The organism is Streptomyces sp. NPDC051940 (assembly GCF_040680895.1).
GTDB lineage: Bacteria > Actinomycetota > Actinomycetes > Streptomycetales > Streptomycetaceae > Streptomyces.
In genome coordinates, this window is record NZ_JBFAXR010000030.1 from 14,096 (window position 1) to 27,545 (window position 13,450).

11 protein-coding genes are annotated in these 13,450 nt (G+C 73.3%); 8 read left to right on the forward strand and 3 right to left on the reverse strand.

Going from position 1 to position 13,450, the window contains the following annotated elements; all coding sequences use genetic code 11:
- Nucleotides 1–134 precede the first annotated feature (134 nt).
- The 5 genes from AB0M28_RS14650 to AB0M28_RS14670 all read left to right on the forward strand — a co-directional run bounded on the left by AB0M28_RS14650 (nucleotide 135) and on the right by AB0M28_RS14670 (nucleotide 4,741).
- The gene (locus AB0M28_RS14650; RefSeq protein WP_365403444.1) at nucleotides 135–929 is read left to right on the forward strand and encodes a RodZ domain-containing protein; all 795 of its coding nucleotides are present in this window, start codon (nucleotides 135–137) and stop codon (nucleotides 927–929) included.
- Nucleotides 930–1,482: 553 nt separating this feature from the next.
- Nucleotides 1,483–2,958: a 30S ribosomal protein S12 methylthiotransferase RimO gene (rimO, locus tag AB0M28_RS14655; protein WP_365403311.1), complete on the forward strand. Its 1,476-nt coding sequence runs from the start codon at nucleotides 1,483–1,485 to the stop codon at nucleotides 2,956–2,958.
- Nucleotides 2,955–3,563, forward strand: a complete 609-nt coding sequence (gene pgsA, locus AB0M28_RS14660; protein WP_365403314.1) for a CDP-diacylglycerol--glycerol-3-phosphate 3-phosphatidyltransferase — start codon at nucleotides 2,955–2,957, stop codon at nucleotides 3,561–3,563. The genes rimO and pgsA overlap by 4 nt, the downstream gene beginning before the upstream one ends.
- Complete coding sequence (locus AB0M28_RS14665; RefSeq protein WP_365403316.1) at nucleotides 3,560–4,189, forward strand: CinA family protein; 630 nt, start codon at nucleotides 3,560–3,562, stop codon at nucleotides 4,187–4,189. Before pgsA ends, AB0M28_RS14665 begins: the two co-directional genes overlap by 4 nt.
- A 183-nt stretch (nucleotides 4,190–4,372) precedes the next feature.
- Complete coding sequence (locus tag AB0M28_RS14670; protein WP_365403319.1) at nucleotides 4,373–4,741, forward strand: helix-turn-helix transcriptional regulator; 369 nt, start codon at nucleotides 4,373–4,375, stop codon at nucleotides 4,739–4,741.
- 167 nt (nucleotides 4,742–4,908) lie between these two features.
- On the opposite strand, the gene AB0M28_RS14675 is transcribed toward AB0M28_RS14670, so the two are convergent.
- The 3 genes from AB0M28_RS14675 to AB0M28_RS14685 all read right to left on the reverse strand — a co-directional run bounded on the left by AB0M28_RS14675 (nucleotide 4,909) and on the right by AB0M28_RS14685 (nucleotide 11,387).
- Complete coding sequence (locus tag AB0M28_RS14675; protein ID WP_365403322.1) at nucleotides 4,909–5,655, reverse strand: SDR family NAD(P)-dependent oxidoreductase; 747 nt, start codon at nucleotides 5,653–5,655, stop codon at nucleotides 4,909–4,911.
- A 32-nt stretch (nucleotides 5,656–5,687) separates the two neighbouring features.
- Entirely contained in the window at nucleotides 5,688–6,491 is an 804-nt protein-coding gene (locus tag AB0M28_RS14680; protein WP_365403325.1) for a DNA-formamidopyrimidine glycosylase family protein, read from the reverse strand.
- Nucleotides 6,492–6,695: 204 nt separating this feature from the next.
- A complete protein-coding gene (locus AB0M28_RS14685) occupies nucleotides 6,696–11,387 on the reverse strand; it encodes an ATP-dependent helicase (RefSeq protein WP_365403328.1) in 4,692 nt (1,563 codons plus the stop codon).
- 46 nt (nucleotides 11,388–11,433) lie between these two features.
- On the opposite strand from AB0M28_RS14685, the gene AB0M28_RS14690 reads away from it, so the two are divergent.
- The 3 genes from AB0M28_RS14690 (at nucleotide 11,434) to AB0M28_RS14700 (ending at nucleotide 13,442) form a co-directional block, all read left to right on the forward strand.
- Nucleotides 11,434–12,258 (forward strand): AraC family transcriptional regulator, encoded by an 825-nt coding sequence (locus AB0M28_RS14690; protein ID WP_365403331.1) that lies wholly within the window; start codon nucleotides 11,434–11,436, stop codon nucleotides 12,256–12,258.
- A 129-nt stretch (nucleotides 12,259–12,387) separates the two neighbouring features.
- A complete protein-coding gene (locus AB0M28_RS14695; protein ID WP_365403334.1) occupies nucleotides 12,388–13,137 on the forward strand; it encodes an AzlC family ABC transporter permease in 750 nt (249 codons plus the stop codon).
- On the forward strand, nucleotides 13,134–13,442 hold the full coding sequence (locus AB0M28_RS14700) for an AzlD domain-containing protein (protein WP_365403336.1): 309 nt from the start codon (nucleotides 13,134–13,136) through the stop codon (nucleotides 13,440–13,442). The genes AB0M28_RS14695 and AB0M28_RS14700 overlap by 4 nt, the downstream gene beginning before the upstream one ends.
- The last annotated feature ends 8 nt before the right edge of the window (nucleotides 13,443–13,450 follow it).

Genomic DNA, 13,450 nt, shown 5'->3' on the forward strand with positions numbered 1-13,450 from the left:
CAGGTGGGCGTCGTCCCTTCGGAGCTCGGGGATACCTGTTGGCCCACAAAGTCATACCGCCCGGTTGCCCGACGCTTTTACAAGAACGCTACTCTGATGTTCCGGCAGGTGGCTCACGCTCGAAAGGCGCCCCCGTGTCCCTCGGAAACCCCTCCGCAGACGCCAGCCAGTCCGTCGGACGGACGCTTCAGCTCGCCCGGATCGACGCCAAGCTGACCGTTGATCAGGTCAGTTCCAAGACCCGTGTGCGCATTCCGATCATTCATGCGATCGAGCAGGACGATTTCTCCCGGTGCGGTGGGGATGTCTATGCCCGCGGGCATGTGCGCAGTATCGCGCGGGTCGTGGGGCTGGATCCGGAGCAGGCCGTCGCCCAGTTCGACGCCGACCACGGGGGGAAGCCGGCTCCGACGCCGGCCGCGCCGCTCTTCGAGGCCGAGCGGATCCGGCCCGAGCCGCGGCGCCCCAACTGGACCGGTGCGATGGTCGCCGCGATCGTGGCGCTGCTCGGGTTCGTCGGATTCACGGTCTTCAGCGGGGGCGACAGCAAGGACGACACGCCGGCGGCGGTGGATTCCACGGCCGACGAGAAGGGCGGCGGTTCGCCGAGTCCCTCGGCGAGCGGCTCGCCCGAGGCCACCGAGAGCGCGGTGGCGCAGGCGCCGGCGGACAAGGTGACGGTGAAGATCGTCGCCACGGACGGCAAGAGCTGGATCTCCGCGAAGGGGCACGACGGGAGCACGCTCGAGCAGACCGTCCTGCAGCAGGGTGACTCCGTCACGGTGCAGGACGACGAGCGGGTGAATCTCATCCTGGGCAATGCGGGGGCGGTCCAGCTGTTCGTGAACGGCAAGGAGGTCGACAACGACTTCCAGCTCGGCCAGGTGGAACGCATCTCGTACACGAAGGGCGACCCGGAGGCGGGGTAACCCCGCCTCCGTCGTGTGCGGGTTGCCGGTTTTCTCCGGTGGCCGGCGCCGCCCCGCGCCTTCGGCGCGGGGGTTGCCCCCGCCCACACGCCACCCGTCAACGTGTTGCCTGGTCACCGTCGGCGCCTGGGGTCGCCCTGCGGGCGTGGGCGGTGTGCGCCCCGTGGCCGGCGCCGCCCCGCGCCTTCGGCGCGGGGATTGCCCCCGCCCACATGCCACCCGTTAAGGGTTGTCTTGCCTGGCGTCGGCGCCTGGGGTGCGGGCCTGTCTGAGGGCCTGGTCTGTCCGGGGCGGGCCCGCGCGTTTGGGCCCAGGGAATGCCAGGGTGACAGGCGGGCCGTTCGCCGTCTCGTGTCGTGAGGGCTTGGGTGGGGCCCCTGTCGTACGTCTAGCGGAGCAGTACGGCAGGGGTCCCACCCAAGACCGTCTCCCCGCACCCCTCCAGCCCGTCCGGCGTTTGAGGACATCCGGGCGGAGCCCGGGTGCGCGTCAGCCGACGCAACCGACCTGGTCGGCGGCACCTGCCAGGGGAGCGACAAAGTACCCTGGTCGCATGCCGCACCCCCCAGAAACCCGCACCGTCGCCCTGGTCACCCTCGGCTGCGCCCGTAACGAGGTGGACTCCGAGGAACTCGCCGGCAGGCTCGCGGCGGACGGCTGGGAGCTCGTCGAGGACGCCGCCGCGGCGGACGTCGCCGTCGTGAACACCTGCGGCTTCGTCGAGGCCGCCAAGAAGGACTCCGTCGACGCGCTGCTCGAGGCCAACGATCTCAAGGACCACGGCCGCACCCAGGCCGTCGTGGCGGTCGGCTGCATGGCCGAGCGCTACGGCAAGGAGCTGGCCGACGCGCTGCCCGAGGCCGACGGCGTGCTGGGCTTCGACGACTACGCCGACATCTCCGACCGGCTGCAGACCATCCTGTCCGGCGGCGTGCACGCACCGCACACGCCCCGTGACCGTCGGAAGCTGCTGCCGCTGGCCCCGGCGGAGCGTCAGGACGCCGCTGTGGCGCTGCCCGGGCACGGCCAGGCTGCCGAGGCCCCGGCCGATCTGCCCGCCGGTGTGGCGCCCGCCTCCGGCCCGCGGGCGCCCCTCAGGCGCCGCCTCGAAGGCGGACCCGTCGCCTCCGTGAAGCTCGCCTCCGGCTGCGACCGGCGCTGCTCGTTCTGCGCCATCCCCTCGTTCCGCGGGTCCTTCGTGTCGCGCCGGCCCGCCGACGTACTCGGTGAGACGCGGTGGCTGGCCGGTGAGGGCGTGAAGGAGATCATGCTGGTCTCCGAGAACAACACGTCGTACGGCAAGGACCTCGGCGACATCCGGCTGCTGGAGAGCCTGCTGCCCTCGCTCGCCGAGGTCGACGGCATCGAGCGGATCCGCGTCAGCTATCTGCAGCCCGCCGAGATGCGGCCGGGGCTCATCGACGTACTGACCTCGACGCCGAAGGTCGCCCCGTACTTCGACCTGTCCTTCCAGCACTCCGCGCCCGGTGTGCTGCGCGCGATGCGCCGCTTCGGCGACACCGAGCGCTTCGTGGACCTGCTGGAGCAGATCCGCGCCAAGGCGCCCGAGGCCGGTGTGCGGTCCAACTTCATCGTGGGCTTCCCCGGGGAGTCCGAGGCCGACCTGGAGGAGCTGGAGCGGTTCCTGGGCGCCGCGAGGCTGGACGCGATCGGCGTCTTCGGGTACTCCGACGAGGAGGGCACCGAGGCCGCGGGCTACGAGGCCAAGCTGGACCCGGACGTGGTGGCCGAGCGGCTGTCGCGGGTGTCCCGGCTGGCGGAGGAGCTGACCGCGCAGCGGGCCGAGGAGCGGCTGGGCGAGACGCTCTCCGTGCTGGTGGAGTCGGTGGACGAGGAGGACGGGGTCGTCGGGCGGGCCGCCCACCAGGCGCCCGAGACGGACGGCCAGGTCGTCCTCACGGGCGGTGGCGACCTCGTGCCGGGCATGTTCGTCACCGCGAAGGCCGTGGCCGCGCAGGGCGTCGACCTGGTGGCCGAGTGTCTGGCCGTTGAGGGGGCCGGGAGATGAGCGCTGCGCGTCCGCTGCCGTCGCAGGTGTCCCTGTGGAACATCGCGAACATCCTGACCATGGTCCGGCTGCTGCTGGTGCCGGCCTTCCTCGTGCTGATGTTCGGGGCCGGTGGGCATGACCCGGCCTGGCGTTCGTTCGCCTGGGCGGCGTTCGCCATCGCGATGATCACGGACCTGTTCGACGGCGAGCTGGCGCGTCGGTACAACCTCGTCACCGACTTCGGGAAGATCGCCGACCCGATTGCCGACAAAGCGATAATGGGCGCTGCCCTGATCAGCCTGTCGGTGCTCGGCGATCTGCCGTGGTGGGTGACGGGCGTGATCCTCTTCCGCGAGCTCGGCATCACCCTGATGCGCTTCTGGGTCATCAGGCACGGTGTCATTCCGGCGAGCCGCGGCGGAAAGATGAAGACCCTCGCTCAAGGTGTAGCGGTGGGAATGTACATTTTGGTGCTCACCGGGCCGCTGGCCACGCTGCGCTTCTGGATCATGGGGGTCGCGGTGGTGCTCACCGTCGTGACCGGCTTCGACTACGTCAGGCAGGCCGTCGTGCTGCGCCGGAAGGGGCTGGCCGCGCGGCGGGCCGAGGCGGTGGGCCGGTGAGCGGCACGTCGTACGGGCCGAGCGGCCCGTCGTACGAGGCGGCGGCGGAGGCCCTCCGGCTGCTGGAGGACCGCGGCTGGTCGCTGGCCGTCGCCGAGTCGCTGACCGGCGGGCTGCTGGCGGGTGCGCTGACGGCCGTACCCGGGGCGTCGCGGACGTTCCGCGGCTCGGTGACGGCGTACGCGACGGACCTGAAGCGTGACCTGCTGGGCGTACCCGGCGATCTGCTGGCCGACCGCGGGGCCGTCGACGGCGAGGTGGCCCGGCAGATGGCGGCCGGGGTGCGCTGGCGGCTCGGCGCCGACTGGGGGCTGTCCACGACGGGCGTCGCCGGCCCGGAACCGCAGGACGGGCAGCCGGTCGGCACGGTGTTCGTCGCGGCCGCTGGGCCCGGCGGGCAGAACGAGCAGGTGCGCCTCGCACTGGAGGGCGACCGCGACGAGATCCGTTCGGCGACCGTGCTGGCGGCGCTGGAGCTGCTGCAGCGGGTGGTGCGTGCCGCAGGTGCGCCGGGTGCGGTGGCGGCCCAGGGTTCCGGCGGTGCCGCGGAAGGCGACGCGGAGGCGCTCGTCGGGGACCTGCCGGGCGGGGAACATTACGGCGCGGAGGAGCGTTCCAACCCCTGAGACGGATCTTCTGCCGTACGGTGCCGGGTGTCGTGGGTGGCCTTTCCCCCCTTCTAAACCCGGGCCGCTTCCTCGCTGGGCGAACGCCGAAGATGACATCGCCCGACGCACTGACGTGGTTCGAGAGGGTACGGTGGAGGGCAGAGGATCCGATACCGAGGTCCGAGGAGGAGGGAGCCACGCATGATTCTGCTCCGTCGCCTGCTGGGTGACGTGCTGCGTCGGCAGCGCCAGCGTCAGGGCCGAACTCTGCGCGAGGTTTCCTCGTCAGCCCGGGTCTCCCTCGGATATCTCTCCGAGGTGGAACGGGGACAGAAGGAGGCTTCGTCCGAGCTGCTGTCCGCCATCTGTGATGCGCTGGACATGCGGATGTCGGAGCTGATGCGCGAGGTCAGCGATGAGCTGGCGCTCGCCGAGCTGGCGCAGTCGGCCGCGTCCGAGACGATCCCGGCGCCGGTGCGGACGTTCACTGTGACGTCTGTCACGGGCATCCCGGAGGAGCGTGTGACGATCAAGGCCCCGAAGGAGACCGTGGGCGTCGCCGCGGCGTAAGCGAAGAACTGGCAGGGCCCGGCTCCCCTTGGCGGGGGGCCGGGCTTTTGCGTTGCTCCGGCTTTGGTGGCGCGTCGGCTTCGGCCTGCGTCGGCTCTTGCTGCCCCGGTTTTGGTGTTGCTTTAGGTCTTTGGCGTTGCTTTAGCGCCTTTTTGGTCATGTCCGCGCTACCACGGCATCGCGACGCCGCCGTTCGGCCGCAGGATCTGGCCCGTGACGAAGGCGGACGCGTCGGAGGCCAGATAGAGCACGGCGTGCGCGACGTCCTCCGGTTCGCCGACCCGGCCCAGCGGGGACATCCGCGTCATGAGGGCCTCCGTCCGCTGCTGGGCCTCGGCGCTGTCGCGCTCGGTCATCGGTGTACGGATCCAGCCCGGGGCGACGGCGTTGACCCGTATCCCGTGCCGGCCCACCTCGCCCGCCAGGGTCTTCGTGAGCTGGACGGTGGCGGCCTTGGCCGCCGAGTAGCAGAGCAGCTCCGGGGTGCCGGCGTCGACGGCGCCGGAGGCCATGGTGATGATCGAGCCCGGTGTCCCGGCGCTGATCATGCGGTCGGCGGCGGCCTGGCAGGTGAACAGCACGCCCTTGAAGTTGACGGCCAGGACCCGGTCGAGGTCCTCCTCCGCCGTCTGCAGCACGCTGCTGCGGTGCATGACACCCGCGATCGCGGCGACGATGTCCGGCCGCTCCGGCATCGCCTCGCGTACGGCCGGGCGGTCCGTGACGTCGAGGACGTGGGCGGTGCCTTCCCCGAGGTCCTTGAGCGTCTCGTGCAGGCCCTGCTCGTCGCGGTCGGCGCAGTGGACGTGCGCGCCGGCCTCGGCCAGCAGCCGGGCGGTGGCCCGGCCGATGCCGCTCGCGGCTCCGGTGACGAAGGCGGTGCGTCCGGTGAGGTCGTACGCCGTGAGGGGCATGCGGCGACGGTACGGCGGGATCTGACGGTCCGTCAATTGGTCGGGGGCTGCCCCGGCTGGCAGTTCGGGCACCAGTACGTGACGCGCTCCTGGCCCGCGACGGGGCCCTGTTCGCCGTCGCGGACGAGGGTGCGGCAGCGGAAACACGGCTGCCCGGCACGGCCGTAGACCCACAGCCGGCGCTCGGGGCGGGTGCTGGGGGTGGTGACGCGGGCGACGCGGTCCTTGTTGGCCTCCAGCAGCTTCTTCGCCAGGTCGACGAGGCGTCGCGGGTCCTCGACCGCGGAGACGGGGGCGAAGGGGTTCGTCTGGACCAGGAAACAGAGTTCGGACTTGTAGACGTTGCCGATGCCCGCCAGATTGCGCTGGTCCAGCAGGGCCTCGCCGAGCGGGCGGCCGGGGTCGGCGAGCAGCCGGCGCAGGGCCTCGGCGGCGTCCCAGTCGGGGCCGAGGAGGTCGGGGCCGAGGTGGCCGACGGCCTTGTCCTCCTCGTCGGTACGCAGGAGTTCGAGCACGGGGAGGCGGTAGCCGACGGCTGTCTGCTCGGCGTTGCCGAGGATCGCGCGGATCTGGTGACCGGGGCCGCCGCGCCAGCGTTCGCCCTCGGCGTAGACGCGCCAGACGCCGTCCATGCGCAGATGCGAGTGGAGGGTGAGGCCGCCCTCGATGCGGGTGAGGAGGTGCTTGCCGCGGGGGAGTACCTCCCGCACCGTGCGGCCCGTGAGGTCGACGGTGGCGAGCTTCGGGACGCGCAGATCGCTGCGTGTGAGCACGCGGCCGGCCAGGGCTTCGTTCAGCTGGTGTGCGGCGCGGTGGACGGTGTCGCCTTCGGGCATAGGGGCATTGTCTCCCGGCCGGGGATGTGTGCCCCAACGTGTCCCGCACCGGTCGGCGGATGTCCCGGGGGTGGGCGTGCGGAGGCGTGGTGTGGTGGCCGGCCTGGTCGTGGTCTCGGTGGACGTTCGGCTGTCCGGCATGCTGGACGCCGCGGGTCCCGGACGGGTGTGGGGCGCGCCCGACCGCCCGCGCCGTCCCTACCGTCAGCTCCGCAGCCGCAGCCCCCTCGGGGTCGCGTGGAAGCCCGCCATCTCCAGGGCGTGGCCGTACGGGGAGTCAAGCGCGGCGGTGCCGTTGACCTTCTCGATCGTCACCGTCGAGCCCAGCGCGCCCTGCTTCGCCGCGGCGGCCAGCGCGTCCGCGGCCGCGGTGAAGCGGGCGTCGGTGGCCTCCGGCCACACCAGCAGCGTCTTGCCGCCCCGTTCGACGTACATCGTCAGCTCGCCGTCCAGCAGGACAACCAGCGCGCCCGCCTTGCGGCCGGGCTTGTGCGTGGAGCCCTGGGGCGGTTCGGGCCAGCCGAGCGCAGCGCCGTAGGCGTTGGCCGGGTCGGCGGCGGCCAGCACGAGTGCCCGGGGTCCGGCCGGGGATCCGGACCGGCGCACGGGGTCGTCCAGCCAGCCGGGCCCGTCCGGTGCGGGCGGGTCCGCGTTGCGCTCCTTGGCGGACGCGACGGCCCGCAGCCGGTCCACCGCGCCGTCGATCGCGAACTGTGCCGCGCCCAGGCCCTCGACCACATAGCCGCGGCGCGCCTGGCCCGACTCCTCGAACACCGACAGCACCCGGTACGCCGCCGAGAAGCCGCCCTCCACGCCCTCCGCCGCGACCGCCCCGCGCGTGACCACGCCGTGCCGGTCGAGCAGCGTGCGGGCCAGGGCGTGGGCGCGGAGCGTGGTGTCCGTCTCCCGGTCCGGCAGCAGCGACCAGCGTCCCGCGACGGTGGGCGGTCCCTGGCGTGAGGCCGTGGGCCGGGCGCCCAGCGCGCCGGAGCCGAACCGCCCGCGCGGCACCGGCCGTTTGGCGCGGTGAGCGGTGGCGCCCGCCGTGCGGCCCGAGCCGAGCAGGGCCCGCAGGGGGCTGAGGGTGTCGTTGGTGAGCCGGCCCGACCAGGCCAGGTCCCAGACGGCGTCGGCGAGTTGGACGTCGGTGGCGTCCGGGTGTGCGGCCCGCACCTGGTCGGAGATCTGCCGGAAGAACAGGCCGTAACCGCCGGTCAGCGCGTCCAGCACCGCCTGGTGGAGCGGCGTGAGCTCCAGCGGGTGCGGCTCGCCCAGCAGCAGCGGGGCCGCGTCCGCGAGATGCAGGGAGATCCAGCCGTCCTTGCCGGGCAGGGCGCCCGCGCCCGCCCAGACCACCTCGCCGGAGGCCGTGAGTTCGTCCAGCATGGCCGGGGTGTAGCCCGAGACGCGGGACGGCAGCACGAGCTTCTCCAGCGCCGAGGCCGGCACCGGCGCGCCCTGCAGCTGTTCGATCGCCCGCAGCAGTCCGTCCGGTCCGCGCAGGCTGTGCGTGCCCAGCTGCTGCCACTGCGGCAGGAACGCGGCGAGTGCCGCCGGCGGCACCGGCTCCAGCTCCTCGCGCAGCGCCGCCAGCGAACGGCGGCGCAGCCGGCGCAGCACGGCCGCGTCGCACCACTCCTGGCCGATGCCCGCCGGATGGAACTCGCCCTGCACCACCCGACCGGCCGCCGCCAGTCGCTGCAGCGCGCCCTCGGTGACCGCCGCGCCCAGCCCGAAGCGCGCCGCGGCCGCCACCGAGGTGAACGGGCCGTGCGTGCGGGCGTAACGGGCGAGCAGGTCGCCCAGCGGGTCCGGTACGGGCTCGGTGAACGCCTCCGGCACGCCCACGGGGAGCGCCGTCCCGAGGGCGTCGCGCAGCCGGCCCGCGTCCTCGATCGCCGCCCAGTGCTCGCGGCCCGCGATCCGCACCCGGATGGCCCGGCGTGCACGCTCCAGCTCCGCCGCCCAGTCGGGCTCGGCGCCGCGCTGCGCCAGCTCGTCGGTGGTGAGCGGGCCCAGCAGCCGCAGCAGGTCCGCCACGCCCTCGGCGTCCTTGGTCCGGCGGTCCTCGGTCAGCCACTGCAGCTCGCGCTCCAGCTCGTGCAGCACCTCGGCGTCCAGCAGTTCCCGCAGCTCCGCCTGGCCGAGCAGTTCGGCCAGCAGCCGGGAGTCCAGCGACAGGGCAGCCGCCCGCCGTTCGGCGAGCGGGGAGTCGCCCTCGTACAGGAACTGGGCGACGTAACCGAAGAGCAGTGAGCGGGCGAAGGGGGAGGGCTCGGCGGTGGTGACTTCGACGAGGCGCACCCGGCGGGCCTCGATGTCGCCCATCAGCTCCACCAGGCCGGGGACGTCGAAGACGTCCTGGAGGCACTCGCGGACCGCCTCCAGCACGATCGGGAACGACCCGAACTCGCTCGCCACCTGCAGCAGCTGCGCCGCGCGCTGGCGCTGCTGCCACAGCGGGGTGCGCTTGCCGGGGCTGCGGCGGGGGAGCAGCAGGGCGCGCGCCGCGCACTCGCGGAACCGGGAGGCGAACAGCGCGGAGCCGCCCACCTGGTCCGTGACGATCTGGTCGACCTCCCCCTTGTCGAACAGGACGTCCGCGGCGCCCACCGGGGACTGCTCGGTGTCGTACTCGGCGCCGACCTTCGAGGGGTCGAAGTCCAGCAGGTCCAGGCCCATCAGATCGGCGTCCGGCAGCCGCAGCACGATGCCGTCGTCGGCGTGCATGACCTGCGCGTCCATGCCGTACCGCTCGGTCAGCCGGGCGCCCACCGCCAGCGCCCACGGGGCGTGCACCTGCGCGCCGAAGGGGGAGTGGACGACGATCCGCCAGTCGCCCAGCTCGTCGCGGAAGCGCTCGACGACGATCGTCCGGTCGTCCGGCACATGGCCGCACGCCTCGCGCTGTTCGCCGAGATAGGCCAGGACGTTGTCCGCGGCCCAGACGTCGAGACCGGCGGCGAACAGCCGCTCCCGGGCCGCTTCCGGCGGCAGTCCGGTCAGCTCGCGGAGGAACGCGCCCAGCGCGCGGCCCAGTTCGAGCGGGCGGCCGAGCTGGTCGCCCTTCCAGAACGGCAGGCGGCCCGGGACGCCGGGGGCGGGCGAGACGATCACCCGGTCGCGGGTGATGTCCTCGATCCGCCAGGACGTCGTGCCCAGGGTGAAGACGTCGCCCACCCGGGACTCGTACACCATCTCCTCGTCCAGCTCGCCGACCCGGCCGCCCCCCTTCTTCGGGTCGGAGCCGGCGAGGAAGACGCCGAACAGCCCGCGGTCGGGGATCGTGCCGCCGGAGGTGACCGCCAGCCGCTGCGCTCCCGGGCGCCCGCGTACGGTGTTCGCCACGCGGTCCCACACCACACGCGGCCGCAACTCGGCGAAGGCGTCGGACGGATAGCGGCCCGCGAGCATGTCCAGCACGGCGGTGTACGCCGACTCCGGCAGGGACGCGAAGGGGGCCGCGCGGCGGACCAGGGCGAGCAGCTCGTCCACGTCCCAGGTGTCCATCGCGGCCATCGCCACGATCTGCTGGGCCACCACGTCCAGCGGGTTCGCCGGGATCCGCAGGGACTCGATGGACCCCTCGCGCATCCGCTCCGTCACCACCGCCGACTGCACCAGATCGCCGCGGTACTTGGGGAAGACGACGCCCCGGGAGACCGCCCCCACCTGGTGACCGGCGCGTCCCACCCGCTGCAGCCCGGAGGCGACCGAGGGGGGCGACTCGACCTGGACGACGAGGTCCACCGAGCCCATGTCGATGCCCAGCTCCAGACTGGACGTGGCGACCACGGCCGGCAGTCTGCCCGCCTTCAGGTCCTCCTCGACCAGCGCCCGCTGCTCCTTCGACACCGAGCCGTGGTGGGCGCGGGCCAGCAGCGCGGCGGCGCCCTTGGCGGCTCCCGACTGGGCCATGATCTCGGCCGGGGGAGGGGAGTCCTCCGGGAGCGGGGCGCCGAAGGCCCGTTCGTACGCGATCTCGTTCAGCCTGTTGCACAGGCGCTCGGCGAGGCGGCGGGAGTTCGCGAACACGATCGTCGAGCGGTGGTCCTGGACCAGGTCGACGATCTTCTCCTCCACATGCGGCCAGATCGACGGCTTGTCCGTCGCGCCCTCCTCCTGGACCGGGGAGCCGCCCAGCTCGCCCATGTCCTCGACGGGTACGACGACCGACAGGTCGAACTCCTTGGCGGAGGGCGGCTGGACGATCTCCACCCGGCGGCCGGGGGAGAGGAACCGGGCCACCTCGTCCACCGGGCGCACCGTCGCCGACAGGCCGATCCGGCGGGCCGGCTGCGGCAGCAGCGCGTCCAGCCGCTCCAGGGAGAGCGCCAGGTGGGCGCCGCGCTTGGTGCCCGCCACCGCGTGCACCTCGTCGAGGATCACCGTCTCGACCCCCGCGAGGGCGTCCCGGGAGGCCGAGGTCAGCATCAGGAACAGGGACTCGGGCGTCGTGATCAGGATGTCCGGCGGCCGGGTGGCGATGGCGCGGCGCTCCGCCGCCGGGGTGTCGCCGGATCGGATCGCCACCCTGATGTCCGGCTCGGGCAGGCCCAGGCGGGCCGACTCGTGCCGGATGCCCGTCAGCGGCGAGCGGAGGTTGCGCTCCACGTCCACCGCGAGGGCCTTCAGCGGTGAGACGTACAGCACCCGGCAGCGCTTCCTCGGCTCCGCGGGCGGCGGCGTGCTCGCGAGGGAGTCCAGGGCGGAGAGGAACGCCGCGAGCGTCTTGCCGGAGCCCGTGGGCGCCACCACCAGCACGTCCGAGCCCGCGCCGATGGCCTGCCAGGCCCCCTCCTGGGCGGCCGTGGGCGCGTCGAACGCCCCCGTGAACCAGGCCCTGGTCGCGGGGGAGAACGCATCGAGCGCTGCTGACTCCGACGGATTCGCCATGCCCCCATCGTGCACCGACCCACTGACAACGGACACAATTGACCCCATGACCAGCGGGTACGAGCAGGCGAGGCACTGGGTCGACCCGGCCCTGCCCGGGGTCGACCTGCTGCAGGCCCGCTACGTGGAGAAACGGTTCGTGCGGCACACCCACGAATCCTTCGTGATCGGTGCGATCACGGAGGGCGTGGAGGCGTTCGAGGTGCCCGGCGGACTGCAGCGGGTCGGGGCCGGCGGGCTGGCCCTGGTCGATCCGGACACCGTGCACACCGGGCACGCGGGCGTGCCGGAGGGGTGGACGTACAGCGTGCTCTACCCCTCGGTCGAGGTGGTGGGCCGGATAGCCGCCGATATGTCGGCTCTACGGGGAACGCCCCGTTTCTCCACGTCCGCCGTCCACGACCCGGCGGCGGCCCAGTTGGTCGCGCGCGTCCACCGCGCGCTCGACGAGGGCAACGCGCTGGCCGCGGACTCGCTGTTCCGGCTCGCGGTGGCGCAGGTGCTGCGCCGGCACGGGCGCCCCATGCCCGCACGCTCGCGGGCGGACGGGGGCGCGGCGGTGGCCCGGAGGGCGCGCGCGGTGCTGGAGGAGGACCTGCTGCGGCCGCCGACCCTGGACAAGCTCGCGGCCGGGCTCGGTGTGAGCCCGTTCACGCTCCTGCGGGCCTTCCGCAAGGAGTACGGCATGCCGCCGCACACCTGGCTCACCGACGCCCGGGTCCGCCGGGCGCGCCGGCTGCTGGACGGCGGCGTACCGCCCGCGCGGGCGGCGGCGGACGTCGGGTTCACGGACCAGGCGCACCTGAGCCGGCACTTCAGCCGGATCGTGGGGGTGCCGCCGGGGGCGTACCGGCGGGAGCGGATGCGTTAGCCGCCTGCGGCGGGGTGCGCGGGCGAAAGGATTCCGGGGGCTTCGCCCCCAGACCTTCGGGGGGCGTAGGTCGGGGTCGCGCAAGAACGTACAAGACCGGTCGTCGTTTCGTCGCCTACCGTGCTCCTCATGGCACAAGAGACCGCACCCCCGTACGACCCCGTCGAGGAGGACCGTCCCGCCCCGGACGCCGACCGCCGTGCGATACGTGACGCCCTCGGCGTCGGCATCGCCGTCGGCCTCAGCGGCTTCGCCTTCGGCGTGACGGCTGCCGGTTCCGGGATCAGCACGCTGCAGACCTGCCTGCTCAGCCTGCTGGTGTTCACTGGCGCGAGCCAGTTCGCCCTGGTCGGGGCGCTGGCCGCCGGCGGGAACCCGTACACCGCCGCCGCGGGCGCCTTCTTCCTCGGGGTGCGCAACTGCTTCTACGGGCTGCGCCTCGCGCCCCTGCTGCAGTTCCCGGGCCGGGTGCGGCCGCTCGCCGCCCAGTGGGTCATCGACGAGACGACGGCCGTCTCCATCACGCAGCCGACGCGCCGCACGGCACGTGTCGGCTTCGTCGTCACCGGTCTCACCCTGTACGTCATCTGGAACCTGACCACCCTCCTGGGCGCGCTGGGCGCGTCCGCCCTGGGCGATCCGAACGCCTGGGGGCTGGACGCCGCCGGACCGGCCTGCTTCCTGGCGCTGCTCGCCCCGATGCTCAAGACCGGCACCGAGCGGACGGTCGCCGGCCTCGCCGTCCTGCTCGGCCTCGGCTTCCTTCCGGTCCTTCCGGCCGGTGTACCGGTGCTCGTCGCGGCGCTCGCCGCGCCCGCCGTGCTCTTCGTACAGGGGCGCCGCACGACCGGTACCGCCGACGAGAAGGAACGCCCGTGAACGCCTGGATCGCCATCGTCCTCACCATCGTCGGCTGCTACGGCGTGAAGCTCCTCGGGCTCTCCGTTCCCGCGGGGGTGCTCGAGCGGCCCGTCGTCAAGAAGCTGGCCGCCCTGCTGCCCGTCGCGCTGCTCGCGGCGCTCACCGCCCAGCAGACGTTCGCCGCGCAGAGGGACCTCGTCATCGACGCCCGTGCGGCCGGCGTCGCGGCGGCGGCCGCCGCGCTGATCCTGCGCGCGCCCTTCCTCGTCGTGATCGCGGTCGCCGTCGTCGTCACGGCGGGCGTGCGGGCGGTCACCGGCTGAGCCGCTCG